The sequence below is a fragment of the Shimia abyssi genome (genome assembly GCF_003014475.1).
Lineage (GTDB): Bacteria > Pseudomonadota > Alphaproteobacteria > Rhodobacterales > Rhodobacteraceae > Shimia > Shimia abyssi.
The window spans coordinates 14839-40660 of sequence record NZ_PYGJ01000010.1; the positions used below are offsets into that span (position 1 = coordinate 14839).

Genomic DNA, 25822 nt, shown 5'->3' on the forward strand with positions numbered 1-25822 from the left:
TTCACTCCTGCGATAAAGTCTTGAGGGTCAGGTCTGCGATCATCTCGCTGACCCGAACGTTGCTGTCCTGCGTCACGCCCGCAATATGCGGGGTCAGGATCAGGTTGGGCAGTTCGGCGAATTTCGCCGCCGCCTTTGCTGTCAAAGGTTCGGTCTCAAACACGTCCAGCGCAGCACCAGCAATGCCGCCCTGTCGCAGCGCATCGGCCAGCGCCGCTTCATCCACGACGCCCCCGCGCGCTGCATTGATCAACACCGCATCATCACGCATCTGCCCCAGCGCTTCGGCGTTGATCAGATGGCGGGTGCCATCCGTCAACGGGACGTGCAGGCTGATCACATCCGCACATGCATACATATCTTCCAGCGACACATTCTTGGTCTTGGACCAAAGCGGGCTGTCTGATGGGACAAACGGATCATGTGCACAGGTCCGCATTCCCAGATTATGCGCCATATCCGCCGTTGCTTGTGCAATCTCGCCAAACCCGATCAACCCTAATGTGCGCCCGGCAACCTCTCGCCCGGAACATGCGGCGCGCGGCCAGGCGCCCGCCAGCATCTGCGCCTTGGCCTGATAGGCATTGCGCAACAGGATTGCAGCGTTGGTCACAACGTATTCGGCCACCGAAAGCGTATTGGCGCCCACAGCTGGACACACGGCAACACCAGCCTCCTTGCAGGCTGCAAGGTCGATGTTATCAAGCCCAACACCAAGCCGGCCAACCATCTGCAAATCCGGCGCTGCGGCAAGCAGCGCCCGTGTCACCTGTGTTCTGTTGCGCACGATCAGCACCCGGACACCGGCCATCCTCGCCGGTATATCGCCTTGGGCATCGGCCAACTCCGGCGCGTATTGCGTTGGAAAGGCGTCCGCCATCCGCACGACCGACGCCTCGTCCATGAATTCTGTGACCAGTATCAACCGCCCAACTCCGCAAGGCACAGGTACTTGGTCTCAAGGTAGTCATCCAGCCCTTGGCTGCCGCCCTCCTTGCCCATACCGCTTTCCTTAAGGCCACCAAACGGCGCTTCTACGGTGGTGATAAGCCCCGAATTTATACCGATCAGCCCATAGTCCAGTTCTTCGTTCAGCCGGAACGCCCGCCCCAGATCGCGGGTATAAGCATAGGCGGCCAGCCCGAACTCTGTGTCATTTGCCGCCGCAATAGCCTCTTCTTCGGATTCGAACTTGAAGACAGCCGCGATGGGGCCAAAAATCTCGTCCTTGGCAAATTGCATGTCAGCAGTGGCGCCAGTGATCACGGTTGGCTCAAAAAACGTTCCACCTAGCGCGTGACGATTGCCGCCCTGCACAACCTCGCCGCCTTTGGTCGTGGCGTCGGCAATCATTTCTTCAACCTTCGCAACCGCGCCGTCATCAATCAGCGGGCCTTGCGCTACGCCATCCTGCGTTCCGTCCCCAACAACAAGTTTTGCCGTCGCCTCGCGCAGCTTCTCGACAAAGGTGTCGTGAATGCCTGCCTGCACGTAAAACCGGTTGGTACAGACACAGGTCTGCCCCATGTTACGGAATTTGGCGATCATGCCGCCTTCAACGGCGGCGTCCACATCGGCATCGTCAAACACAAGGAACGGTGCGTTGCCGCCCAGCTCCATCGACACTTTCTTGACCGTATCTGCCGACTGGCGGATCAGTGTTTTGCCCACCTCGGTAGAGCCGGTGAAGGTCACCTTGCGCACCTCTGGGCTGGCCATGATCGCTCCGCCAATGGCGCGCGCGCTGCCGGTCACGATATTGATCACACCAGCAGGAAACCCGACATCCTCGGCCAGCTTGCCCCACACCAGACCGGAATACGGTGTTGATGTCGCGGGTTTTGCCACGACAGTGCAGCCCGCCGCCAAGGCTGGCCCCAGCTTACGCGCCAGCATGGATGACGGGAAATTCCACGGCGTAATCGCCCCAACCACACCCACCGGGTGGCGCGTCGCCATCAACCGCCGGCCATTGATCGGCGCGGGGATGATCTCGCCTTTGGCGCGGCGGATTTCTTCGGCAAACCAGCGGATATAGGCCGCGCCAATTGCAATCTCGCCACGCGCTTCAAACAGCGGCTTGCCCTGTTCTGCGGTCAGCAGCTGCGCCAGCGCCTCTTGGTTGTCCATCAGCGCATCGTGCAGCTTGTGCATCAGCCCGACACGCTCCAGCAAACCGGTACGCGCCCATGGCTTAAACGCCGCACTTGCGGCGGCAATCGCGCGCTCGGTTTCATCCGCGCCACTGTTGGGAACACTGCCCAGTGCCGCGCCAGTGGCAGGATTGGTCACTGCAATCTCCGCCCCTCCATCGGCGCCAACCCATTCACCGCCAATCAGGTTGGCCTGCATCATCAAACCGTTAAAATCGCTCATGTGTTTTCCTTCAAAAATACGAATTGCGTGTGTTGGCGATAGCGCTCATCAGGTCGCAATATCGCCTGTGGAAAATGGGCGTGATGGTTGGCGTCTGGCCAAACCTGCGGTTCCATCGCAAGCCCCGCATACGCCCCCATAGGCTCTCCACTCAGCCCTCCCAGGTCAATATTGATATTCGCACCGTCATATATCTGAAGCCCCGGTTCGGTTGTGCGGCACTCCATAGACACCCCCGAACGTTGGCTCTTGAGCCATGCGACCGGGCGTATCGCGCCGCGTTTCTGTGACAGACAGAAATTGTGATCCACAGGATGGGCCTGTTTCAACCGCGCAAACGCGCGAAAATCAAAGCTGGTTCCATCAACATCGCGGACTTCTCCGGTCGGGATCAACTCACCGTCCACTGGCAAATATTGCCCCGTATCAACTTTGAGCAAATGCTCAGAAATAGTCCGGCCATCATCCAGCACAAAATAACTATGATGCGCCAAATTACACAGCGTTGGCGCATCCGTCTCGGCTTCCATCACAAAATCCAGCACACCGCCATCAAGAACCCGGATCGTCACCCGTGCGGTTAACGCGCCCGGAAACCCCATATGCCCGTCCGGTAACTCATGTGTCAGCACGACATGCGACGCGCTGTGTTCCTGCACCTGCCACAGCCGTTTGCCCATGCTGTCCAGCCCACCGTGCAAACAGTGCTTTCCCAGAAAATTGCAGGCCAGCTGATGCGTGGCGCCGTCAATCTCAAGATGCCCGTCTGCAATCCGATTGGCGTAACGCCCGGCAATCGCACCAAAAAACGGCGAACGGTCAAGGTAAGGTGCAAACTCGGGAAACCCAAGCACCAGCGGCGCGTCATGCCCCTCCAGTCTCAGGTCCTGCAACACCGCCCCATAGGTCAGCACATGCGCCGTCAGGCCTCCTCCCTCCAGCCGCAGCCGATGCACCGTTTCGCCTGTTGGCATGGTCCCAAATGCGTGCATCTTTACACCTTCACGTCAATGGCCTGCCCGCAACGCGCGCTTTCTTCGGCAGCCTCGCCCACGATCACTGACCACAACCCGTCCAACAGCGTCACTTCGGGTGTGCCGTGACCTTGGTTCACCAGATCGCGGAATTTCGCGTGTTGGAAATAGGTCGATCCGTGGTGATCGCCCGCCGACAGGATGGAATGATCGACCTCGATCTCTTCGCGGATCACGTCCTTGCTGGCGCGGTGTGAAATCTCGATTTCCGAGGCACGCTCGGCCCCGTCCACTGTGAATCGCGCTGGCCCCGGCACCTTGGCGTCAACCCGCGCCGCCGCCCCTGTAACCGACACCACCTCTTGCCAATAAGACCCTTCGGCAAACATGCACAGATCAAGCATTCCGCGTGTCCCGTTCTCAAAATCGACAACCACATAGGCGTTGTCGATAATGTCCGGCACGCGCCCCTCGTAGCGCTCGTCCAGATGATTCACATCCACACCCGCGCTGGCAAACACCCGCACCGGATTGCTCTCGAGCGTCAGGCGCATCAAGTCCCAGAAATGGCAGCATTTTTCAACCAAAGTGCCCCCGGTACGTTTTGAAAACCGGTTCCAGTCGCCAACCTTTTCCAGAAATGGAAAGCGGTGTTCCCGGATCGACATCATGCGCGGCGCGCCCACTGTGCCGCTCTGCACCTCCTGCAAAAGCCGTTGTACGGGTGGCATGTAACGGTACTCCATCGCCACCCATACGGGTGCGGCACGGCCATCGGCCTTGGCCAAAACTTCGCGGCAATCCGCAGACGTGGTGCACAATGGTTTTTCGCACAGGATGGGCAGGTTAGTTTCCAACAGATCCAGCATAATGGAGTGGTGCGTGTCATTTGGCGCGCCAATTAACACCGCATCACACACGCCCGCCGACAGCATATCCTTGTAATCGGCGAACCCCGTTGCCCCGCCCGCAGTTTCAATCGACGCGGCGCGCATCCCCTCATTCGGGTCGGCCACGGCCGTGACTTCGCACCCCTCCAGCAGGTTGAGGTTACGAATGTGTTCTTGCCCCATCATCCCGGAACCGATGATGCCATATCGCACTGTCATTCCGCTCAAAGCTCCAAAACCGGCAGGTTCATGGCACCCGCCACCCCGCGCAACGTGTCAATATGGTCGCCATAGGCCAGCGCCATGTGATGCTCCAAACCGCACTCGATCATCCGGTCCAGCACTTCGCCAGTGGGTCGCGTGAATTTCAAAACACCCGAGGTGCCGGTGAATGCCATTGGCCGCGCCTGCATCTCTCCTTTGGCCAGCACCATCGATGGTACGCCATCCGCCTGGCTGATCCGCATCATGGTCACGGTGCCCGGTTTCAGAGGAAACTGAAACAGCAATGGCTGTTTGCGATTGGTGTGAACCGTCGCTTCAGCCTCAAACGCCGGGTCACGCATCGACATGGGCGCCTGTCCGCAATGCCAAACGACCCCTGTGTCGTCCTCTGCATCCATGTCCACGATATCCGTCAAAAACACCGGGGCATCAGCGGCCTGCATCAGGATCAACTGGGTCAGCGCCCCGTAAACGTCAGCTTCGCAGGCACAGGGCACGCGCGCCTCGCCCAACATCCCCGCCGGTCCGCACACCGCGCCGCCATATTCGGTAAACGTCTCAGGCCAGCACCGAATGGCAAAAGCATCATATGCCCCTTCAGCGCGCAGCGTGTCCAACCCCGCCTTAAGCCGCAAAGACCGATCCAGCTGCGCCTGATCCACGTCTTCCAACCCGCTCAGCACCTGATCCGCCTCATTTCTCAACGCCCGCGCCCGCTCATCAGATGCGTTGCGCGCCTTATCAAACAGGTCGTCCAGCTCAATCGCATCAACCCCGACCTGCGCCAGATCCCGGATCGCATTTGCATCATAGGCGCATGTGTCAAAGCCAACCGGATGGGCACCAATGCGCGCAATCCGGTTGCCTTTGACGGCCTCTGCTACCGCGCGCCCTGCGTCGGTCGCCTCCGGGCGCGCTGCTGCCACCGCGTGGCCTGCGCCACGCGCACCTGTCAACAAATCCTGCACATCGCGAGAAACATCCGCCTCTGGATCGGCATAGAGCCAGCCAAAGTCGCGCCCGTTGCGCCGCAAGGCATGGCTGGCGAGGTTCAGCCCGCAAAAGGCGTTCAGCCGCAGCCGCCCGCCGAGCCTCGGTTCGGGAACGGCCCAAATATGCAGCGCCTGTTCAAACGCATTGGCCACCGAAACCACAAAAGACGCATCCGTAAACGTCACCTGCAACACCAGAACCGCGTCGACATGTCCCTGCTGCAACGTGTCAATCGCCGCTCCTGCTGCTTCGTCATCCATCAACAACACGCGCGGCCCGCACAATTCGTGCCCGCTCGCGTCCAACACCGCGAGCATCGCCGCCAACTTGCTTTCAGCATAGGCCACATCAAATGTCGGCCGCGCCAATGGCAGTATTCCAAGTTTCATTCAGTGGTCTCCAAAATCGCCATATTCGTGGCGAAAACTCGCATCCCCGGGCGCAAACCGCGCACCACCGGCACCATAACACGCATGTTCCGCCCAATTGGCCGCGCTTGCATCCGCCAACGCCGAGATATCGGCCATGTACTCCGCCGACGGCCCCTCAAGTTCACGCCGAATGGCATCCCAATCCGGGTAGGCGCCAAACGCATCCAGCCAAATCGCCCGCCCCGCCAAAAAGCCTGACGCACCGGCGGCAAAGGCATGTTCCAGAACTTTGCGGAACTCTGGCTTGCCTGCACCTGCGCTCAACATCACCCAAGGCCGCCCGGCAAGCCGCCCCATCTCGTCAAACACCTGCTGAACCTCTGCCGAACCATCCGCATCTGCGGCATTCACCGGGCTTTCCAGCTTAAAGACGTCAACACCGTATTCCGGCTTAGCAAACTCCTCGACCGAGGCCAGAACATCGTCCGCCTTCTTGCCCTTCATCTCCACATATTCCTTGGTCTGGTGCGCATCCGCCGCCAATGGATAGACCAGCAATTCAAACAGGAATGGAACGTCATAGCGGGCGCATTCTTCGCCAATCCTCTTGACATAATCCTTCTGTGCCTGATTGACCGCGTCCCCCGCATCCGGACGATACCATGCCAGCACCTTGACCGCGTCACCGCCCATGCGCTTGATCTTGGCAACGGACCACTCGTCGATATCAGACGACAATCGCCCCTCTGGCGTTTCGCTGAACAGGCTGTCTTCCAGCGTCACAATCAGCCCCTTTGTCGGGGACAATACGTCAACGCTATGGGGTATCGCATAATGCGGGTCCAAGAGCATCGCCGTGCTTTGCGCCTGCAATGTCTCGATCAACAGTCCCTTGAACCGTGCAACCTCCTCCCAAGGGGCCTGCTCCACGCCCAGATGCTTGGCGATCGGGCCCTTGATCGGCGGGCGTTGATCTACGGCTGTCATTTTAAACAGACCGTTCTCGTCGGCCATACGGCGCAACCCCCAAAGCTTACCGGGTGTCAGTGTCATGGGTTCTCTCCTTCAGGAATTCGTCTGTTTCTTCGCGCGTTGGCGCACCTTCCCGACCACCGGGTTTCAGGCATTTCAACGCCGCCGCTGCATTCGCAAATTCAATGGCGCGCCGCTCGGTCAGCCCTTCGGCCAACCCCAGCGCCAGCGCCCCGTGCCAGATGTCTCCGGCACCTAATGTGTCAATTGGTTCGACCTGAAATGCCGGTACATGCACGATGTCACCACCATCCGCGTACCAAACGCCATGTTCACCGTCGGTCACACAGACCCAGCACCCATAGCGTTCGCAGATCTGCAACAGGGCCGCCTCGGGCGTCATACCCGGCACCAGATCCTTCAGGCCCTGCATGGATAACGCAGCATGGCTGGCATGGTTCAGCAATTCGGGATCAATCGGCGCTTCACCGTCCAGCACACCCGGCACCCCGCACTCACGTGCAAACTGAAGCGCATCCCGCGCCGCCGAAACGCGCCGGGTATCCGTTAAAACCGCGCCCAGCCCTTCAATCCCAGCGAACCAATCCGTGGCCAGCACAAGCCCCTGACCACGGAAGTTCACAATCTGCCGCTCGCCGGCCGCATCCACATAAACCGATGAATACGAACTGCGCGCACCGGGTGTGCGGGTCACGTTGGACACGTCAACTCCGTCCTTGCTCAACCCGTCCAGCACCATGTCGCCAATCAAGTCCTGCCCCAATCGTGCGCCAAGGATCGCATGACCGCCCAGCCGTGCCACGGCCACCGCCGCGTTTGCCGCGCACCCGCCGCCAACGATCGCCGCGTCCTCGGTCCCGAATTTTTCGGCCCGCTCAGGCAATTCCGGTAAATAGAACAGAAAATCGACCACTGCAGCGCCGACACACAAAACTTTGCTCATCAGGGCACCTCAAGTCCGCTTGGCACCTGATCAGGCCGCCCCAACCGCCCCTTGACCGACTCTGTCCCGGTTAGCGCATGAAGAAAGGCCACGATCTGGGCCACTTCCGCATCACTCAACGAAACCGGTTCAATATCGGATACCGCACCCAGCCGCGCGCGCTCGCGCTTGTCCTGCATCGAAAGCAAATCTGCTGCCGACAACCATGGAACCTCTGGCAGAACCGCCATGCTCGCATCCCAAGCCTCAAACGCAGCTCGTGCATCGAGGTGGTGGCGCACGATCCCTTCCAACGTCGCATAAGCTCCGTTGTGCCCATACGGCCCAGTCAGCGCGACGTTACGCAATTGCGGCGTCCTGAACCGATACGCATCCTCTAAACGGTCCGATGCCCCCATGCGCCCCACATCGCGCACAATCGGATCCCACTGGCGTGTTTTGCCGGGTCCAAAATGCGGCAACATCAGCGCATGAAAACTTTGATCTGACAACAACTTACCGGAATGGCAAGCGCTGCACTGCGCCTTGCCAAAAAACAGGTCCATGCCCGCCTTTTGCGCCCCGTCCAGCGCTGCTTTATCACCGTTCAGATAGGCGTCAAACGGGCTGTCGAAACTCTGAAATTCACTGCCCTGAAACGCTGCCAAAGCATTGGCGACATGGGTTATCGAAATATCCAGCGGCTTGTTCACATCCTCAAACGCTGCCACAAACATGTCCGCATATTCCGGAATCACCCGCACCCGCTTGGCGATAATTGGCCAAACCGCATCAATCCGATCATAGGCCGCGCCAGCGACCTGATTTTCCTTTGGATCACCCGCCATTTCAAACTGCGACGTCATCGGAAACACCGCCTGTACGGCCAGAATGCTGTCCAACCCTTCGGGCAGCCATTCCTGTGCTGGCGTGTCAAACCCATTGTCATAAATCGCAGACTTCGAAACGCGCCCGTCGTGAAACAGAATATCAATGTCACGCGCACCCAAATTCCACAGCGCGGGTGCATTGCGCGGAATGCGCTTGATAATACGCGTATTCCCTTGACCCGGCGTCCGCTCCGGGCCCAGCCCCATGCCACCTTCGCCAATGCCCAGCGACAAACCGTCCCCGCTGCCATGCTCGGGGTGATGACAGGTCGCGCAGGCGATGTTGCGATTACCCGACAGGATTGGGTCAAAAAACAACAGCTGCCCGATCTTGGCCTTGGCTGGATCAAACTCCAGAAAATCCGACACTTGCAAAGGTGCCGGAAGCGGGTTCCCATACGCGGGCGCGCACGCAAACGCGGCGCAAAATATCAAACCAACGGAGCCAAAATGAAGCGACTTGCCCTTGTTCTGATGCTGACTGCCCAGACCGCCTTTGCCGAAATCGAAACGGCGCGCGATCTTATGGATGCCCAGGATTACGAGGCCGCGATGCAGGAACTCCTGCCAGCGGCGCGGTCCGGCAATGCCGAGGCCGAAGAACTGATTGGCGTGATGTACGCGCTGGGGCTGGGTGTCCCGCGCGACGATATCCGCGCATTTGAGTGGTACTTGCGCTCCTCTCTCAAGGGGCACGCTGGCGCTCAATCTGGTATTGGATGGTATTACGAGGTCGGCCGCGGAATGCCCGCACCGGATCTGGTCAGAGCCTACATGTGGTACACGCTCTCCGCGATCGGAGGCGATCCGGATGCGGCCATTTCCCTTGAGGAAGTGGTGAAAAAGATGACCAAGGAACAAATCGAAAAAGCCCATATTCTGGTGGACGACTATCGGGTCTGGCTTTACCCGTTTCGCTAAGCGGAGGCGGAGGCGCCCACACAGGCGCCTCCCTTTTCTTGCACATAGGAACGATCAGTTCAGATCTTTCGCCATGCCTTCGTTGATGCTGGCTTCGGCGTCCGCTACGGCAGATACCAGCGCGTCAAAGATCACGTCACCGCCGTCAATGTTGCCTTTGAACCAGTCATATACCGGCGCAGCAGCTTCTTTGAACGCGGCCTTTTCTTCAGGTGTCGGCACATAGAGATCACCGCCACCGGCGACAAAATCTTCATACGCTTGGATCGACTTACGCTTGGGCGACGCGAAGGTTGCCTGCTGCAACGCCGAGAACCCATCGACAACAACGCGACGCATATCTTCTGGCATATCCATGAACTTGGCGTTGTTCATCCACCACAGCGCGCCCATATAGGCGTGGCCGTCCAGCGTCACATATTGCAGGCCAGCATCCGGGAATTTCATACCCATGATGTCGGTGATACCGTTCTTGGAACCTTCTACAACACCAGTCTGAAAGCTGGTGAACAGCTCAGGCCATGGGATCGGAGTTGGCGATGCACCCAGTGCGCGCACCAGCTCTTGGGGCAGGTCTGCAACCACGGTCCGGATCTTCAGCCCTTCCATGTCGCTGGGCGACTGAACGCGGCGTTTAGTGTTGGCAAAGTTACGCCAGCCGCCAGTGTTACCAATGGTCATCAGGCGAATTGTCCCGCCGCTGTCTTCCAGCGCCATTTCACGCATCTTGCGGGTGAAATCACCGGCAAGCACTTCTTCGGCAATGCGGTCGTTCGCCATCAGATACGGCAGGTCAAGCACCTGAACATAAGGGAAAATCCCCGATGCGCCGCCCGAAGTCGAAATATAGACATCGATGGTGCCGTCAGCCACACCTTGCAAACACTCCGCACCCTTTGCGCACAGCTGTGTACCGATGAACAGCTCAACTTCAATCGCGCCGTTCGATGCGGCTTCTACAAAATTCTTGAAGACAACAAGACCGTCGTAGTCCTCGTCGTTTTCATTCGAGTTCGCAGTCGCCCGGATCGTGTAGTCCGCCGCTTGCACCGCAATGGCCGAACCGGCCAGCATCGCAGCCGCCGTAAGCGCCTTGATGGTTGATTTGAACATGTTTTCCTCCTTGTTAACTCTTGGTTTTAGCTTTTGTTTTTATTGGACAAAGCCCGTCAGACGCGGGATCGTCATAGAAATCGCCGGGATATAGGTGATCAGGAAGATCACGACCACCTCGACCATCAGGAACGGCAGGATCGCCTTCGAGATCGCCTCGACCTTTTCACCAGACACTGAACTGGCCACAAACAGCACCAGCCCCATCGGCGGCGTGGCCAGACCTACGGTCAGGTTCACGCTCATAATGATCGCAAAGTGAACCGGGTGCACACCCAGATCGACAAAGATTGGACCCAGGATTGGACCCAGAATGATAATTGCCGGCCCCGCATCCAGGAACATACCGACCACAAACAGCAGGATGTTGATCAGAAACAACAGGATCAGCGGGTTTTCAGACAGCCCCAGAATCCAGTCCGCCATGATCTCCGGCGCGTGGCTCAAGCTCACCACCGTTTTAAAGGCGACAGCCGCCCCAACCAGCAACAGAACCGTCGACGACGCCAGCGCCGCCCGTGTCAGCGCGCCCGGCAAATCGCTCAGCTTCATAGACCGCAAGATAAAGAACGATACCACCAGCGCATAGGCCACCGCGACCGCACTTGCTTCGGTTGGGGTAAAGACACCCACCAGAATACCGCCCAGAATGATGATCGGAGTCTGCAAAGGCGCCACCGCCTTTTTACAGATGATCCTGAAATCGTTGCTCACCTTGGTCCGCAACCGCATTAGCAAAAGATGCGCAATCGGCAGGAACACAAGAAACACCAGCCAGCCATTGACCGAGATATTCACCCCGGCCAATCCCAGCAGGGCGGATACACCAGCAAACAAACCGACCAGCACCCCGGCAAAATTCAACCGCAGCAACGCAAAGCTGACATTCGCTTCCAGCGGAGTAATCGTCTGATTTTGATGCACAATCCGTTCGGCCTTTGGCAGATCGTATTTGTCCGCCATCAGGCGCACCATCACCATCAGACCAATACCCACCATCACACCCGGCACAATTCCGGCCAGGAACAGCGCGGCAACGCTTTCGCCCATTACATAGGCGTAAATGATCATGATGCCAGAGGGCGGAATGATCGGTCCGATCACCGAGCTCGCCGCCGTCACCGCCGCCGCGAAGGTCCGCGAGTAACCGTTTTTCTCCATCGCCGGGATCAGCGTCGAGCCAAGCGCCGACGTGTCCGCCACCGCAGAGCCGGACAGTCCGGCAAACAGGATGGAACTCAGAATGTTCACATGCGCCAGCCCGCCGCGCAAATGCCCCATCATGGCTTGGCTGAACTCGACAATCCGCGTGGTAATACCGCCGCGGTTCATCAGCTCACCCGCCAGTACAAAAAACGGCAACGCCATTAGCGGGAAACTGTCCATCCCGTTGTAAACATTGCGGTACAACAGCGCGATATCGCGTTCCTGCCCATTCAGCATCAGCAGCACACCAGGCGCAAACAGCAAGGCAAAGACAACCGGCAGACCGATCATCAGGAAGACTAGGAAAACCGGAAGGAAAAGAGCCAGCATCAGTCGGCCTCCATCGCTACGCCAAAGCTGTCATCGTCCGGCAAAGTTGCATTCGGATTGATCAACAGGAACACCGTCCGCATCAACAGTTCGATATTCACCGAGATCAGCAAAAGGACACACAGGAACAGCGAGCCATACATATAGCGCAGCTTCACTTTGATGGCCTCAAGCCCGACCCAGTCAAACGGCAACACCAAAGACGAGCTGTTAAAGTTGCCCCCAAACCCCATCGTGTGATTGTATCCGTGGCTTACCGCAATCAGCAGAACGGCCAGCGACATGACCAGCAAAACCAAGTTCAGCATCGCGCCCAACCGGCTCGGGAGTGCTGAGCCAAGCATGTCGATGGCGACAAACCCGCCCCACCGATACGCCGACGGCGCCATCAAACCCGTCATCCACAGCATCAGAAACCGCGCGCCCTCATCCGGCCACGGCAAGGCGCTGTTCAAAACATAGCGACAAAAAACCTGAGTCAGAATCACGACAACCATCAAGGCGAGGGCAACCCAGCCCACCAGCCTTCCGGCGCGCAAAATCCACGTGTTCACCCACGCTAGGGCGTTCAAAATAGCCATTCTATTACCTTCCTCCCCGGAGGCACCAGATCAGCGTGACCAATGATGGTTCGTTTTGATTTCGTTATTTTCGATTAGAAGCACAAGTCGAAGCGACCTGTCAAGAAAATGCGCATCGCTTTCTCATTATGCCTCTACCAACCCAACACCGTGGGCTACACAAAGCGCGCGCAATTCCTGCGGACACCGGCGATCTGTCACCAATGTGCGCACCTGCGACAAATGCCCGATGCAGACAGAGGCCATTCGGTCATATTTCGAACTGTCCGCTGCCAGAATAACGTGGCGCGCGTTCTCAACAATCGCGCGAACAAGCGATGCTTCGCGCAAGTCATAGTCCAGCAATGCACCGTCCTGCGCGATGGCTGCCGCGCCAATCACGGCAACATCGGACCGGAACTGACGAATGAAATCCACAGCCACCTCACCCAATATCGCACCGTCGGATGCTCGGACCACGCCACCGGGAACCATCACTTCTACACCCGGAAAATCTCTTATTTCATTGGCCACGGACACTGAATCCGTCACAATCTTCAAGCCAGTGTGCCCCTGAAGATGGCGCGCCACGGCCGCCGTCGTCGTGCCCGAGTTGATCATAACGGCAGTGTTATCCGGTACCATTTCGGCCACCGCACGACCAATCGTTTCTTTCTCATCTTTCGCGATCTGTTGGCGCACGGAAAACCGGGTGTATTCCGTGCCCGCCAAAAGAGATGCGCCACCGTGAAAGCGCATCACCAGACCTTCGTCCGCGAGATAACTCAGGTCTTTACGAATGGTTTGTGGCGTGGTCACGAATAACGCCGCCAATTCATCCACAGTCGCGCGCCCGTTTTCCTTAAGCCGGGCCAGGATCGCTGCATGGCGAGACTGTGAATTTTTCGACGGTCGCATATCTTTCGCTTTCACCAGTTAACTTTCGTATTTAGCAAAAAACGAAAGCACATGGCAAGTCGCACTAGCCAGATTCGGGCCATACGCACCAGATTCGCTCAGACCGTTTCCGTGACTTTGTTCAAATGGCGCGGCACATCCGGGTTTATGCCACGGTTTGCCGCGACTTGGTCAACCATACCATAAAACGAAACAATCGCTGCAATTGGGTCCGTCAACCAATGCCCTGTTCGAACATGCGGCAGGACGTTGGCTTGCTTCACCAGCGACGTGGTCGCAAAAACTTGCGCGCCCTTGGCCGCCAATTCGTCGGCAACACCGGCAACTGAAGTTTCAGCAGCGTCGGCACCTGCAAAGATCAACACTGGAAATCCTTGCTCCACAATGGACACCGGCCCATGCATCACCTCAGCCGAAGAATAGCTTTCGGCCTGAATCAAACAGGTTTCCTTAAACTTCAATGCGGCTTCGTTCGAAATAGCCCACGACGGCCCCCGCCCCAGCGTATAAAGCGGCCTTCCATCCATTGCGCCCGCCGCCGTGCCCCAATCGCAACTGGTGGCTTGCGACAGGAACTCAGGAAGCGAAAACAGCGCGGCTTTGAGCGCTTCATCGTGCTTCCATTCCGCCAGAAACCAAAGCCCGGCAATAATTGACGTGACAAAGGTTTTGGTCGCCGCAACGCTCAGCTCTGGCCCCGCATGGATCGGCAATGTCGCGTTTGACACTTTGGCCAGTCGCGACTCGTCGTTGTTCGTGATCGCCACAGCATAGCTCCCCGCCTCCGCCAGCGAACGTGTCATCTGCACAATGTCCGGGCTTTGACCGGATTGCGACACCGAAACACAAACCGAACGATCGCACCGCAGGTTAACGCCATAGATTGATTGCACCGATGGCCCAACCGATGCCATTGGCCGCTGCAACAACAGCTCACTGGCGTATTTCAGATAGGTACATGCATGGTCCGACGACCCGCGCGCGACAGACATCAAAAAGGGTGGATCAATGGCTCTGACATCATCGGCGGCCTGAACAATATTGGCACCGCCCAGCGACAACAGACGTTCAACCGCTTCGGGAATTTCCAAAATCTCTCGTTTCATTTGGGATTCAGACTGTGTCATAACAAGCCGCCTTTCATGTGGACAAGCGCAGATCGGCCACAAAATCGTAGGCGTCACCGCGAAAAATGGAGCGGGTCAGTTCAATAACACGACCGCTGCTAAGGTAAGATCTGCGCAGAATTCTCAACCCGGCTGTCCCCTCAGCCACCTGCAACAGCTCCGCGTCTTCTGCCTCCAGGTTGATTGCAGAAATCTTTTGCACGGCCCGCACAGGGTGGTTCCCGGATTTGTGAAGCAAATCATAAAGCGAGGTGGTCACCTCAACTGGATTGGGAAGGATGTCATACGGTAGAGAGGCGTATTCCAACGCCATCGGACGCTTTTCTGCTTCCCTCAATCGGCAAATCCGTGAGACTTGCTCGCCCTCGGCCAGCCCCAGCGCCTGCACTTCTTCAAAGGTTGGCCGAAAAACACCGCGCTCCAGCCAAGTCGACCGCGCTTGCATTCCACGGTCACGCATCTCTTCGGTAAATGACGTCAGGTGAGACAGCGATTGTTCAACCCGAACAACATCATCCCGCACGAATGAACCGGATCCCTGCCTCTGCTCAATGACACCCTGCCGCACCAATTCCTGAATGGCCTTGCGGACTGTGACCCGCGACAGACCTGTGATTTCAACCAGTTCCCGCTCAGGTGGCAGAGAGGAATTTGGGCGCAGAACACCCGTTTCGATCCCCTCCACTAGGCGATGGCGCAGCTGCACGTATCGCGGTCCACCCACCCCACGGCCCAACCAGCCGTCCGGTTTCAGAAAGTCGACAACATCCACAACCTCGCCTCCTACTACTTCGTAGCCCACCACCATCGCCGCCAATCGGTACGGCGCCACGCAATCGAACCAATGTGTAACTGCTCCAATAAGCGCAAAATAATACCATTTCAATACCTTTATTCAGCAATGTGAATTCAATAAATACCAATTATTAAAAAACAAGACCAATCAAGGAAAATATGGTCCAATTTCACCGCTGAAAATAGGTCGTAAGACCGGTTTAAGAACCGCACCATTCTTAGATGGAGCCCACCCCCCACCTCATCAATCGTGCTCCAGAGACCCATAACAATCTCGATATATGTATTTTTTTCAAACGCTTATCCTGAAAAATCACACAAGCATTGTGAACAACAGTGAATTCGCACAGTATCCAGAAGGCTGAAGATGATCGCACAGGACGCCAAGAAACATGATTTCCAAAGCAGGCAAGCTTGCCGGTGTTAAACGTCCCGCCTCAATGGAAATGGCACAAAAGGCCCGAGAACTGGCTCAGTCCGGCCAAAACATCATTTCGCTGAGTTCGGGCCAACCTCATTGGGATACACCGCAGCCTGTCAAAGACGCAGCATGGCGCGCGCTAGAACACGGCGAGACCAAATACACACCCGTTGACGGCATCCCGCCGCTCAAGCACGCGATCATTGAAAAATTCATACGGGACAACGATTTATCATATAATCCGTCCGAGGTTATTGTGGGCGCGGGCGTCAAACAAGTCATTTCCAACGCGCTCGCGGCCACGCTTGATCCCGGCGATGAGGTGCTCTTTCCAACACCATGCTGGGTCAGCTACCCCGACATTGCACGCCTGTGCGGGGCCACTCCAGTCCCGATTGCGACTGGCCCCGAAACCCAATTCAAACTCACCCCGGATCAGCTGAGCAGCGCAATCACGCCACGCACAAAATGGGTTATTCTGAATTCTCCAAACAACCCGTCCGGCGCGATTTACACGGCGCAAGAGCTCAGGGCACTGGCCGAAATCCTGCTGCAACACGAACACGTGGCCATCCTCTGCGACGATATTTACGAGCATTTTTGCTACACCGATGCCCCTTTCGTAACGATGGCTCAGGTCGAGCCGCGCCTGAAATCACGCACCCTGACATGCAATGGCGTCTCCAAGGCTTATGCAATGACAGGCTGGCGCATCGGCTACGCGGGCGGGCCCGACTCTGTAATTTCCGGCATGCGCACAATCCAGTCGCAAACCACATCCGCACCCAGCTCAATCGCACAATGGGCCGCTGTTGAGGCTTTGACAGGCGATCAATCGTTCCTTGTCACCAACCGCGAACTTTACCGGTCCAACCGCGATGTCGCAGTCGGCCTTCTCTCCTCAGTTGACGGCATGTCTTGCCAAACACCCGATGGCGGGTTCTATGCCTACCCAGATATTTCGACGCTTATCGGCAAATCAACACCCGGTGGTGTTCGCATTGAAACAGATGACGACTTTGCCATGCAATTGCTGCTGGAAACCGGCGTCGCGATCGTCGCAGGGTCTGCCTACGGTACCTCGCCATTTATAAGGGTCAGCTTTGCAACGTCGCAGGCTTTGTTGAAGGACGCGTGCCAGCGCATTGCTGCCTTCTGCCAAGACTTGCGCTAACCAAGATGCGCTGCGATATCATCTCTGTCCCGGACCTCGACGCAGACAGCATCGAACAATGGCGCCAGAACCAGCTCCAAAACCCCGACCTGTGCAGCCCATTCTTCTCTGTTGGCTATGCACAGGCTGTTGCCAAACACCGCAGCGACGTCAAAGTCGCGGTTATAGAATACTCCGAACAGACAAAAAGCTTCTTTGCCTTCCACAAACTGTCCAGAGCGCGCGGCGCGCCGCTGGGTGGGCAAATCTCCGACTACCAAGGGATCGTCGGCCCAACTGGCGCCCCCATTCACACCCCGTCCTTCCTTAAATCTGTCGGCCTTGCCAGCTACGATTTCAACCATGCGCTCCAAACACAGCCAACCTTTGCGCAAAATGCATACTGGCAGTCAGACTCGCCCCGCATCGACCTGCGCGACGGGTATGAGAACTGGTATAAAGGCCGCGCGCAGGAAACCAGCGCGCTCAAAACCGTCGCTCGCAAAAAACGTAAACTGATCCGCGAACTGGGCGAGCTGCGTTTCCTGGCACATGACCCCGACCCTGATGCGTGGGACATTTTTCTTGAATGGAAACGGGCCGCATTAGCGGAACAGAACGCCCGGTTTATTCTGGATACGCCATGGCTCATGGACGTCGCCAAGACCATCCGCGATACAAAAACAACTGATTTTGCTGGCATGTTTTCGACGCTCTACGCTGGGGACCGCCTGATCGCGGCGCATTTCGGAATGCGTTCACACGCGGCGCTGCACTGGTGGATGCCATCTTATGACGCCTCGCTTAATCGATATTCTCCGGGCCTCGTGCACCTCGCGCTTTGCGCCGAAGACGCAGACGCGCGCGGGCTCAGCGAAGTGGACCTCGGGCGCGGTACGCAGCGGTACAAAAGAGAATTTTCAAACGCGTCGCGCCAGTTGTGCGAAGGCAGCTTGGAACGCCCGCTTTCAATTCCCGGCAGTGCGCGCGGTATACGCAAACTCACCCAAAAAGGACTCAACAGGTTTGGCTCAAACCGCTCAGCGGAACTCGGCAAACGTGCAATGACCCGCGCTTTATCACAGGGCCGCGTCTAAAAGAGGCACCATTGTTTCCAATTGTGATACAATAATTCAAAAAAACGTCATTGATTTGGAAACAGTTCGTTTCCAAGATCTCTGTTTCAACTCCACGAACGAATGCGCGTATCCTGTGTTCAGTTTGTATTAAAATCTTATTGGGTTTGCGTCGCCGTTTCCGGGCGCGGACCGTTGTTCATGTCTACTCGGATCGGTTCTACCGTCTTAAACTGGGGGAAAGACAGAATGTTGGAAAAAAATGTGTGCGCCGCGAAACCCAAATCCGCGGACATCACGCCGGGACCAGGATTTCGCATCAAGTCATCCAGCGAACGGCTACCCCAAGATATCATTGATGGTTTTAGCAAATTTGAATCATGTGATGTGTCTGACATGCTCAACCGCATGTTCGCGATGCATCAACAGATCAATAACGTTGTGAACACGAGAAAGCTGTTTGGCCCCGCCTGCACGGTCAAAGTGTATCCGGGCGACAATCTCATGGTGCACAAGGTACTGGATATTGCCAATCCCGGCGATGTGATCGTTGTCGATTGCACCGGCTCCGCTAGCGCTGCTGTCATTGGCGACCTGATTGCAAACAAGGCAGCGTCGCGTGGCATAGCCGGGTTTGTCATTGACGGTCTGGTGCGTGATCTGGACGGCCTCAAGGAACTCGACATGCCGATCTTTGCCCGTGGCACGACACCCTTCGGCCCGCTCCATCGGGGGCCGGGCGAAATAAACTACCCGATCAGCTGCGGCGGCGTAGTGGTCAATCAAGGTGATGTCATCTGCGCGGATTGCAGCGGGGTAACTGTGGTCCCTCAGGACTTTGCCACCGAGGTTCTCGCGCGACTTCAGGCCAACGATGCACGCATGTCCGAATACGTCGCAAATATACGCATGGGAAATTTTTCGAATGCGTGGGTTGATGATCTTCTTGAAGAAAAAGGTTGTCGATTAGACGAAAACTCTTGATCGTCCTTACAATACAGCGCGGCGCTCTCTGACCGCTTTTCAAACAGGCCAGAAGGCGACCAATGAATACCAGCACCCCCATATTGTTTCTTGGCGGCGAAATGAACGCGCTCGCAATTGCACGCCACCTTGGTCCGCTGGGAGTGCCGATCAAGGCCAGTGGCAATTCCGGTTGCTGGGTGATGAACAGCCGCTATTGCCAGCAGAGTTTTCCGGTTCCCGAAGGAACCGAAACCCATGCTCATTGGCGCGCGCTGCTTTTGGGCGCTGACACCCATGGCCTCGAGGGGCACATTCTATTCGCGCTCAATGACGATTCCATCGAATTTGTCCTCGACAATTATGACGCCCTAAAAGACCGCTTTATTCTTGAACGGTTCGATCCAGACCTGAAACGCGCCGTGTTGAACAAGCAGGACACACTCGACCTTGCCAATCAGGTCGGCGTGCCCGCGCCTCTATATTGGCCGGTCTCAAACATGGAAGACGTACGCCAAGCGGTGCCCGATGTCACCTTTCCGGTCATGATCAAACCCATGCACTCGCACCACTTTGTCGAGACGTTTGGCAAAAAGCTCTTTATCATCGAAGACAGTCCGGACGAGCTTCTGGAAAAGGCGCAGCTCGCGTTTGACCACGATCTCGACATCATGATTGTCGAAATGATCCCGGGCGACGATAACATGGCGACCAGTTGTTACACCTATTACGGAGAGCACGGCAAACCGCTGATCCATTTCACCAAAACCATTATTCGTCGCCTGCCCAAGAACATGGGCGGCGCTGTGTTTCATAATACCGAATGGCACGAAGAAACCGATCGCGTCGGGCACCAGTTCATTTCTGGCATCGGTTGGCGCGGCATTGCAGAGCTTGAATTCAAGATCGACGCCCGCGACGGCAAACTCAAGATTATCGAGCTGAACTCCAGATTTACAGCCCCCCATCGCCTGCTGATCAAGGTCGGGGCCAAAACGGATCTGATCGTCTATTGCGACCTTACGGGCCAACCCATTCCAAAACTTGAAAATTTTGACTACGGCCTGCGGTGCTGGTATCCGATACGCGACTTCCGCGCCTATCTCGAATTGCGCAAAAAGGGCGAGCTGACGCTCTGGCAATGGCTGGGCTCCGTTTTCGAGAAGCGATGGATTTTGCCTTCTTTCAGCTGGGTTGATCCGGTGCCTGAACTCATCCGGTTGGGCCAGACGCTCAGAAATGGATTTCGCCGTCTCGGGCGCCTGAATTGATCCTTCCACTTTTTCCACTTTGTGCCACGGGCATCTGTCGACGACTTTCAAATGCATAGTTTCATCCAAAAACTTGCGTCTCCTTTTGCCGTTGGCGTTGGCGCACGTTTGTTGGTTCAATGCCTGTCTTTTGTCAGCATTATGATTGCATCGCGCGTTCTTTCACTCGCTGAATTTGGTGTGTTCGCACTGTCATGGGCGCTGTTGGTTGTCTCCAACAGCTTTATGTTTACCGGCTTTTACCACGCGCTCCTGCGCAGTCACGATTTGGACCGGGACAAGGACACCTATTTTTGGGTCCTGTTTATCATGGCGGCCATAACGTCACTCGTTTTCCTCGGGCTTGGCCTGATTTCACAGGCAAATGCCTCAAATCTCGGCGCGCTGCTCGTAGTTTTCTGCCTCTTGCCCTTCCTACGTGCACCAATCGCCTGGAACGAAGCACAGCTCTTTGCCGACAAACGCCCCCGCACCGCCAGCGCGTATATCGTTGTCGGAGAAGTGATCGCGCTGATCGCCATGATCCTCGCGCTGCGATCCGGTTGGGGCGTATACGCGCTGGTTCTTGGCCGGTACACAACATCCATTGTCGAATTGTTGGTCACAACCGCGATCCTGCGCCGGTTCCCTCGGTTTTCCTGCCAGCTCGAAATCGTCAAGCGCGGCTGGAAAACCGCCCGGTCCCTTTGGGTCACAACCGCAACCGGTATGTTCAATAATTACGGCGCAGATTTTCTGCTCGGGCTTTTTCTGACGCCCGCCGCCGTTGGTGCCTTTCGTGGCGGAGCCCGCATCGCACAAACCGCCTCGGACTTGCTGGCAACCCCGCTTTCCCTGCTCAGCTGGGCCCGTTTCTCGCGCCTCGAAAAAGAAAACCAGAGCACCGACATGGCGTCCGCTTGGCACGAATACACTGCCTTTGGAGCCGCAGCGATTTGGCCGGCAATGGTGTCACTTGCTTTGCTATCCGACCAAATTGTCGTGCTGGTTTTCACCAAAGACTGGTTGCCAGCGGCACCCATTATCGGAATTCTTTGTCTGGCCCGCGCCATTAGATTGGGCTCCATGCTGCTTGAGCCGACAATGGGCTGCCGCAACAAGGCGATCATCCAAGAGCGCATTCGATGGCTCGGCCTGATCGTTCTGCTGGTCCTGTTGCTGACAATTGGACGTTCTGGTGCCGAAATGGCCGCCTTTTGTCTGCTTGGCACGGCCGTTGTTATCTCAACAGTTTCACTCATCGCGATGGTCAAAGAGCTGGACCTCAAGCTGTCCGATATCGTGCGTGACATTACACCCGGCGTCGTCATTTCGCTGATGTGCATCGCAATGATTTCCGCCTCTGATTCTTTTTTGAACCATCTGCCGGACACGACAGCCTTCATGTTTCTATTTGCCTCGTTATTTATTTGCTGGGTGGCGAGCATTACGATCTGCATAAAAGCTAAGTTGCTTGTTTTACCCGCCAGCTAAGTCTCAGCTCAATTGAGAGGTACAAACCATTCCAGCGCGCCTATTTTGCAGCTCTGGGCACCATAGACCGACGCTCCAGCCCGACCGTTTTTCACCAAAAACCAAACAATTTCAGAGATTTATGCCAAATATTCTTTGGTGGAACCAATACTGCGACGGCAGAGCGCTCCATTCAACACAGGTGGAAATCACCTCGCGGAACAGCCGCCTCTTGGGCCTCAATGGTACTCAGATCACCAATCAGCACTATCGTTTCCCACACGGAAACCTATTGTTTCAATATTTTACGGAAAGCATATATCCAATTTATGCAATATTTGCAGAGCGTCACTGAGGGGGACGAAACTTGTACCAACAGCGTATTCCTCTGGAACCAAGCGCGGGGCCAGAGACTGCATACAAGTTAAGGGTCGCAGAAGGCAACCAACGCAGGGGCATAACTGCCAGCCTGCTAGAACCTGTGTTTGATCGCACCTTTGCCGCCGTAGCTCTGTTCGCCGTAACGCCCCTTATTCTGTTGCTCTGCCTGCTATTAAAACTCACCCAGGGCGGTCCGGTGTTTTACGCACACAACCGGCTGGGCAAAGGTGGCAAAACTTTTCCATGTTACAAGTTCCGCACGATGGCACAGAATGCCGACCAGCGCCTTGAACAAGTGCTGCGCATAGATCCGATTGCGCGCGCGGAATGGGAACAAAGGCAAAAACTTGATCGCGACCCCCGCGTTCACAAGCTGGGTGCGTTCCTGCGTAAGACCAGCCTGGACGAAATCCCGCAATTCTGGAACGTTCTGGTGGGCCATATGTCAATCGTTGGCCCGCGCCCCATTACCCGCGACGAGGCACACCATTATGGTGCAGATCTCAGCCTGTGTTTGTCGGTCAAACCCGGCATTACCGGCATTTGGCAGGTCAGCGGGCGCTCAAACACCACCTACGCGGAACGCGTTGCCCTTGATGTCGGCTATGTTAAAAACCTGCGTCTTTGGACCGACATAAAAATCATCCTTAAAACGGTGTTTGTCGTCCTGAACCAAAGCGACGCGCGTTAAGGTCAGGCCCCATTAATCCTGCATCTCTGGCGCCAAATCCGCGAAATATCGTTGGTTTGGGCTGCGAAGGTAAGTGTTGCTCATTTTATTGAACGGCCCGAGCCTCTGAGATGAAACGGAATTGGCGTCCTTTGGATTTGGCGGATTTTCAGCCCGGCCATGTCTCGGGATCTTAAAATTGAACCGCTATTCCTTCACCCCTGATCCTAACTAAACCGAAAACCTGTCAAACCAGTGGCGCAGGATTAATGGCGCCTGACCCTAGCGCGCCACGCTTTCATAAAGCTCCATCAATTCGTCGATCCAGCTTTGCTGAGTATGGGCCAACTGATGCCAGACATCGAAGGCCCTTTCGCTCATGCCCCGTAAGGCGTCATCCGACAGCTCGTCGAACGTAGTCAGAGCACTGCACATACTATCGATGTCATGAACATCAAACTGATACCCCACACCTAACCCACAAATCTCTTCCGCCATCAGCGCAGATTGCGCCGTCAGAACCGGCACGCCGCTGCCCAGCGCTTCGACCAAGACCAGGGCAAACGGTTCGGGATGCAGCGACGGCATGACCAGCGCGCGATGTCCTTCAATACGTTGCCCTATCTCTTCGCGCGTCAGCCACCCCGTGACCTCGAAACCTTGCGATACCAGCGTTTCGGCCAACGGCCCCTCGCCCACAAAGGTCACGTGTGCACCGCAGCGAACGGCTGCTTCGGCCAGCCGGGCAACTCCTTTATCGGCCTCCAAGCGTCCGACATAGACAAATCCGGTGTTCTCTTCGACACACACCCGCTGATCCGTAAACGGCCGCGCCGGGTTTCTGACGGTGTGAAACATCTCCGGCTCATACCCGGCGCGCGACAACCTTGGGATCATCGCAGGAAGGATCGGCACAATGCCGGCCCAGCCCTCCTGTCTCGCAAACAACCGCTGGACATTGCGCTGACGCGCCAACCGCCACAGCTTGTGCGGATAGGATCGCTTGTCGCAGTTGCGCGTGACACAGGCAAAAGACAACGGCACGCGCTGGCACACAGTGTCATGCCGGTAGTCCATGTAAACACCGTTTGGACAGGCCAAAAACATGTCATGCGCATGCACCCATGTGCGCCGTGCCACGGGACGCAGCGCCTCAAACACCGCCGGTGAAAACACCTGCGCCCACCCATGCAGATGATACACCGTGCCCGCGCTATCATGCTTGCGCAGAACTTGGGCGATCAATCCCTCTGTCGCGTCATTGTAAAGCCCGCGTCGAAACGCCCTGGCAGCGCTTTGAGACAACAGCCGCTCGCCCCCGAGGGCGTGCACCTCAACCCCCAATCGCGCCAACTCATCGTTTTCGCCATCGTCCCCACACACATACACAACCGGCACACCGCGCTCTCGAAGCAATCGCACAGACAATAGCGCCAATCCGGTGGCGCCACCCCGCGCTTGGCTGGCATCATTGATCACGACAACCTTTTGGACCGGCATGGTTTGGCTTATCTCCGCATCTTGCGGCACAAACCGCGGTTTCTCTGCACCTTACAGCCACAACGTTGCATTCGTGCGCAATTTTTATCTGTGCACATCAGCCATGCCAGATACCTTTAGTGTCGAACAGACAATTGGGACTGCACAATGAAAATTGTCATCTTTGGCCTGCCTTACAGCGAAAATGTTGGCGACGGTGTCATTGCGGAATGCCTGTCCCACACGCTTGAAGCCGCCCCCGCTCAGCCGCGTGTCAACTGCATCGACATCTCCGGGCGCGAAGGCTTTGGTCAGGTCATGGTCAAAAATCGCCAACACGTGTTGCGCGTACTGTCTGCCCTGCCCTTACCTGTCCGGCAATTGCTCGTGAAATGGAAGCTGGGAAAGCTGCTCGACACCCACGCGCCGCGCTGGTCTCAGACCCTCAATGGCGCGGATCTGGCGATCATCGGCGGCGGTCAGATTCTGTCAGACGCCGATCTCAACTTCCCGCTCAAGGTCAGCCGCGTTGCGCGCCTGTTGCGTGGCGCTGGAATTCCATACGCACTCTACGCGGCGGGAGTTGCCAGCAATTGGACCAAACCCGGCGCTGCCCTGTTTCACGATGTCTTCTCACCCGATCTGTTTCTGATTGGGCTGCGCGATGCCGGATCAATCGAAAACTGGCAGTCTCAATGTCCAGGCACATCCCCCTTGCCCCTGTTGCGGCTCGATCCGGGTTTGCTGGCCTTCGCCACCTATGGTGCGCCGTCTAAACACGGTGATCGTATCGGCCTGTGCATCACCGATCCCAGCATTCTCAACTACCATGCGGATGGTCAAGCCGCCGGAACCAGCGGCAACGGGCTGGACTTCTACGCCGACATCATTCTCACGCTGATCGCCCAAGAAAATCCGGTTTCAATCTTTTGCAATGGTGCCGCCGAAGACCGGCGCACCGTGGAAACACTGGCCACACACCCAGACCTGCACCCACATAAGGAAACCGGAGCACTTCGCATTGAAAGCGCACCAAATACGCCCCGCGAACTGGTGTCGCTGATCTCTGGCTATCGCGCTGTGCTTGCCCACCGACTACACGCATGTATCGTTGCGTATTCCTATCAAATTCCATGCGTCGGGTTTGGATGGGACAATAAGTTGGCCGACTTTTTCAAAACCGTGCACCTCGGTGACCGCGTTCTGACAGACCCAAAAATCTCTCCAGCAGACGTGCTCGAAAAACTCAACACAGCCTTGTCCCAAGGCATAAACCCGGATCAACACGCTCAAATCCTCGCCAAAACCCGTGATGACATCCATGCTTTAACAACCGTGCCCAAGTAGCCCAG

23 protein-coding genes are annotated in these 25822 nt (G+C 56.7%); 8 read left to right on the top strand and 15 right to left on the bottom strand.

From position 1 onward, the window contains the following. Window position 1: 1 nt before the first annotated feature. The 8 genes from CLV88_RS14600 to CLV88_RS14635 are packed head-to-tail and all read right to left on the bottom strand — an operon-like array spanning window position 2 to window position 9003. Complete coding sequence (locus CLV88_RS14600; RefSeq protein WP_243403671.1) at window positions 2-925, bottom strand: hydroxyacid dehydrogenase; 924 nt, start codon at window positions 923-925, stop codon at window positions 2-4. Beyond that, window positions 922-2376 carry an NAD-dependent succinate-semialdehyde dehydrogenase gene (locus CLV88_RS14605; RefSeq protein ID WP_106609158.1) on the bottom strand — a complete coding sequence of 485 codons (1455 nt, stop codon included), beginning with the start codon at window positions 2374-2376 and terminating at the stop codon, window positions 922-924. Before CLV88_RS14605 ends, CLV88_RS14600 begins: the two co-directional genes overlap by 4 nt. Continuing rightward, window positions 2373-3368 (bottom strand): aldose epimerase family protein, encoded by a 996-nt coding sequence (locus CLV88_RS14610; RefSeq protein WP_106609159.1) that lies wholly within the window; start codon window positions 3366-3368, stop codon window positions 2373-2375. The genes CLV88_RS14605 and CLV88_RS14610 overlap by 4 nt, the downstream gene beginning before the upstream one ends. Before the next feature lie 2 nt (window positions 3369-3370). Continuing rightward, entirely contained in the window at window positions 3371-4459 is a 1089-nt protein-coding gene (locus tag CLV88_RS14615) for a Gfo/Idh/MocA family protein (protein ID WP_106609160.1), read from the bottom strand. Between the two features lie 5 nt (window positions 4460-4464). Next, window positions 4465-5847 (bottom strand): L-fucose/L-arabinose isomerase family protein, encoded by a 1383-nt coding sequence (locus CLV88_RS14620; RefSeq protein WP_106609161.1) that lies wholly within the window; start codon window positions 5845-5847, stop codon window positions 4465-4467. After that, window positions 5848-6882: a tagatose 1,6-diphosphate aldolase gene (locus CLV88_RS14625; RefSeq protein WP_106609162.1), complete on the bottom strand. Its 1035-nt coding sequence runs from the start codon at window positions 6880-6882 to the stop codon at window positions 5848-5850. Further along, complete coding sequence (locus tag CLV88_RS14630) at window positions 6863-7765, bottom strand: PfkB family carbohydrate kinase (protein WP_106609163.1); 903 nt, start codon at window positions 7763-7765, stop codon at window positions 6863-6865. The genes CLV88_RS14625 and CLV88_RS14630 overlap by 20 nt, the downstream gene beginning before the upstream one ends. Further along, window positions 7765-9003 carry a cytochrome-c peroxidase gene (locus CLV88_RS14635; protein WP_243403672.1) on the bottom strand — a complete coding sequence of 413 codons (1239 nt, stop codon included), beginning with the start codon at window positions 9001-9003 and terminating at the stop codon, window positions 7765-7767. Before CLV88_RS14635 ends, CLV88_RS14630 begins: the two co-directional genes overlap by 1 nt. A gap of 81 nt (window positions 9004-9084) precedes the next feature. Between CLV88_RS14635 and CLV88_RS14640 the strand changes: the two genes are divergently transcribed. Beyond that, the gene (locus tag CLV88_RS14640; RefSeq protein WP_106609165.1) at window positions 9085-9555 is read left to right on the top strand and encodes a tetratricopeptide repeat protein; all 471 of its coding nucleotides are present in this window, start codon (window positions 9085-9087) and stop codon (window positions 9553-9555) included. Between the two features lie 54 nt (window positions 9556-9609). On the opposite strand, the gene CLV88_RS14645 is transcribed toward CLV88_RS14640, so the two are convergent. The 6 genes from CLV88_RS14645 to CLV88_RS14670 form a co-directional block, all read right to left on the bottom strand. Beyond that, on the bottom strand, window positions 9610-10668 hold the full coding sequence (locus CLV88_RS14645; RefSeq protein WP_106609166.1) for a TRAP transporter substrate-binding protein: 1059 nt from the start codon (window positions 10666-10668) through the stop codon (window positions 9610-9612). A 39-nt stretch (window positions 10669-10707) separates the two neighbouring features. Then, window positions 10708-12204, bottom strand: coding sequence for a TRAP transporter large permease (locus CLV88_RS14650; RefSeq protein ID WP_106609167.1), 1497 nt, complete (start codon window positions 12202-12204; stop codon window positions 10708-10710). After that, window positions 12204-12785 carry a TRAP transporter small permease gene (locus tag CLV88_RS14655; RefSeq protein WP_106609168.1) on the bottom strand — a complete coding sequence of 194 codons (582 nt, stop codon included), beginning with the start codon at window positions 12783-12785 and terminating at the stop codon, window positions 12204-12206. The genes CLV88_RS14650 and CLV88_RS14655 overlap by 1 nt, the downstream gene beginning before the upstream one ends. Before the next feature lie 126 nt (window positions 12786-12911). After that, a complete protein-coding gene (locus CLV88_RS14660; protein ID WP_106609169.1) occupies window positions 12912-13682 on the bottom strand; it encodes a DeoR/GlpR family DNA-binding transcription regulator in 771 nt (256 codons plus the stop codon). A gap of 98 nt (window positions 13683-13780) precedes the next feature. Next, entirely contained in the window at window positions 13781-14809 is a 1029-nt protein-coding gene (locus tag CLV88_RS14665) for an SIS domain-containing protein (RefSeq protein WP_106609170.1), read from the bottom strand. Window positions 14810-14822: 13 nt separating this feature from the next. After that, complete coding sequence (locus CLV88_RS14670; protein WP_423827739.1) at window positions 14823-15617, bottom strand: GntR family transcriptional regulator; 795 nt, start codon at window positions 15615-15617, stop codon at window positions 14823-14825. Between the two features lie 379 nt (window positions 15618-15996). Here CLV88_RS14670 and CLV88_RS14675 point away from each other — a divergent pair, with 379 nt between their 5' ends. The 6 genes from CLV88_RS14675 to CLV88_RS14700 all read left to right on the top strand — a co-directional run bounded on the left by CLV88_RS14675 (window position 15997) and on the right by CLV88_RS14700 (window position 23012). After that, a complete protein-coding gene (locus CLV88_RS14675; RefSeq protein ID WP_106609171.1) occupies window positions 15997-17199 on the top strand; it encodes a pyridoxal phosphate-dependent aminotransferase in 1203 nt (400 codons plus the stop codon). Window positions 17200-17204: 5 nt separating this feature from the next. After that, window positions 17205-18275 (top strand): GNAT family N-acetyltransferase, encoded by a 1071-nt coding sequence (locus CLV88_RS14680; protein WP_106609172.1) that lies wholly within the window; start codon window positions 17205-17207, stop codon window positions 18273-18275. Window positions 18276-18503: 228 nt separating this feature from the next. Continuing rightward, window positions 18504-19238, top strand: coding sequence for an RraA family protein (locus CLV88_RS14685; protein WP_165798907.1), 735 nt, complete (start codon window positions 18504-18506; stop codon window positions 19236-19238). Window positions 19239-19300: 62 nt separating this feature from the next. After that, on the top strand, window positions 19301-20488 hold the full coding sequence (locus CLV88_RS14690) for a carboxylate--amine ligase (protein ID WP_106609174.1): 1188 nt from the start codon (window positions 19301-19303) through the stop codon (window positions 20486-20488). A 51-nt stretch (window positions 20489-20539) separates the two neighbouring features. Next, window positions 20540-21961, top strand: coding sequence for an oligosaccharide flippase family protein (locus CLV88_RS14695; RefSeq protein WP_106609175.1), 1422 nt, complete (start codon window positions 20540-20542; stop codon window positions 21959-21961). 346 nt (window positions 21962-22307) lie between these two features. Then, window positions 22308-23012, top strand: coding sequence for a sugar transferase (locus tag CLV88_RS14700; protein WP_106609176.1), 705 nt, complete (start codon window positions 22308-22310; stop codon window positions 23010-23012). 261 nt (window positions 23013-23273) lie between these two features. Here CLV88_RS14700 and CLV88_RS14705 read toward each other — a convergent pair whose 3' ends face one another. After that, on the bottom strand, window positions 23274-24491 hold the full coding sequence (locus tag CLV88_RS14705) for a glycosyltransferase (protein ID WP_106609177.1): 1218 nt from the start codon (window positions 24489-24491) through the stop codon (window positions 23274-23276). 147 nt (window positions 24492-24638) lie between these two features. On the opposite strand from CLV88_RS14705, the gene CLV88_RS14710 reads away from it, so the two are divergent. Further along, window positions 24639-25817 carry a polysaccharide pyruvyl transferase family protein gene (locus CLV88_RS14710; protein WP_106609178.1) on the top strand — a complete coding sequence of 393 codons (1179 nt, stop codon included), beginning with the start codon at window positions 24639-24641 and terminating at the stop codon, window positions 25815-25817. Window positions 25818-25822 lie beyond the last annotated feature (5 nt).

Bases quoted from the DNA above. Each gene is read 5' to 3' on its own strand.
- CLV88_RS14605 (WP_106609158.1), bottom strand. From the start codon at position 2,376: ATGAGCGATTTTAACGGTTTGATGATGCAGGCCAACCTGATTGGCGGT.
- CLV88_RS14610 (WP_106609159.1), bottom strand. From the start codon at position 3,368: ATGCACGCATTTGGGACCATGCCAACAGGCGAAACGGTGCATCGGCTG.
- CLV88_RS14615 (WP_106609160.1), bottom strand. From the start codon at position 4,459: ATGACAGTGCGATATGGCATCATCGGTTCCGGGATGATGGGGCAAGAA.
- CLV88_RS14620 (WP_106609161.1), bottom strand. From the start codon at position 5,847: ATGAAACTTGGAATACTGCCATTGGCGCGGCCGACATTTGATGTGGCC.
- CLV88_RS14625 (WP_106609162.1), bottom strand. From the start codon at position 6,882: ATGACACTGACACCCGGTAAGCTTTGGGGGTTGCGCCGTATGGCCGAC.
- CLV88_RS14630 (WP_106609163.1), bottom strand. From the start codon at position 7,765: ATGAGCAAAGTTTTGTGTGTCGGCGCTGCAGTGGTCGATTTTCTGTTC.
- CLV88_RS14640 (WP_106609165.1), top strand. From the start codon at position 9,085: ATGAAGCGACTTGCCCTTGTTCTGATGCTGACTGCCCAGACCGCCTTT.
- CLV88_RS14645 (WP_106609166.1), bottom strand. From the start codon at position 10,668: ATGTTCAAATCAACCATCAAGGCGCTTACGGCGGCTGCGATGCTGGCC.
- CLV88_RS14650 (WP_106609167.1), bottom strand. From the start codon at position 12,204: ATGCTGGCTCTTTTCCTTCCGGTTTTCCTAGTCTTCCTGATGATCGGT.
- CLV88_RS14655 (WP_106609168.1), bottom strand. From the start codon at position 12,785: ATGGCTATTTTGAACGCCCTAGCGTGGGTGAACACGTGGATTTTGCGC.
- CLV88_RS14660 (WP_106609169.1), bottom strand. From the start codon at position 13,682: ATGCGACCGTCGAAAAATTCACAGTCTCGCCATGCAGCGATCCTGGCC.
- CLV88_RS14665 (WP_106609170.1), bottom strand. From the start codon at position 14,809: ATGACACAGTCTGAATCCCAAATGAAACGAGAGATTTTGGAAATTCCC.
- CLV88_RS14670 (WP_423827739.1), bottom strand. From the start codon at position 15,617: ATGGTGGTGGGCTACGAAGTAGTAGGAGGCGAGGTTGTGGATGTTGTC.
- CLV88_RS14675 (WP_106609171.1), top strand. From the start codon at position 15,997: ATGATTTCCAAAGCAGGCAAGCTTGCCGGTGTTAAACGTCCCGCCTCA.
- CLV88_RS14680 (WP_106609172.1), top strand. From the start codon at position 17,205: ATGCGCTGCGATATCATCTCTGTCCCGGACCTCGACGCAGACAGCATC.
- CLV88_RS14685 (WP_165798907.1), top strand. From the start codon at position 18,504: ATGTTGGAAAAAAATGTGTGCGCCGCGAAACCCAAATCCGCGGACATC.
- CLV88_RS14690 (WP_106609174.1), top strand. From the start codon at position 19,301: ATGAATACCAGCACCCCCATATTGTTTCTTGGCGGCGAAATGAACGCG.
- CLV88_RS14695 (WP_106609175.1), top strand. From the start codon at position 20,540: ATGCATAGTTTCATCCAAAAACTTGCGTCTCCTTTTGCCGTTGGCGTT.
- CLV88_RS14705 (WP_106609177.1), bottom strand. From the start codon at position 24,491: ATGCCGGTCCAAAAGGTTGTCGTGATCAATGATGCCAGCCAAGCGCGG.
- CLV88_RS14710 (WP_106609178.1), top strand. From the start codon at position 24,639: ATGAAAATTGTCATCTTTGGCCTGCCTTACAGCGAAAATGTTGGCGAC.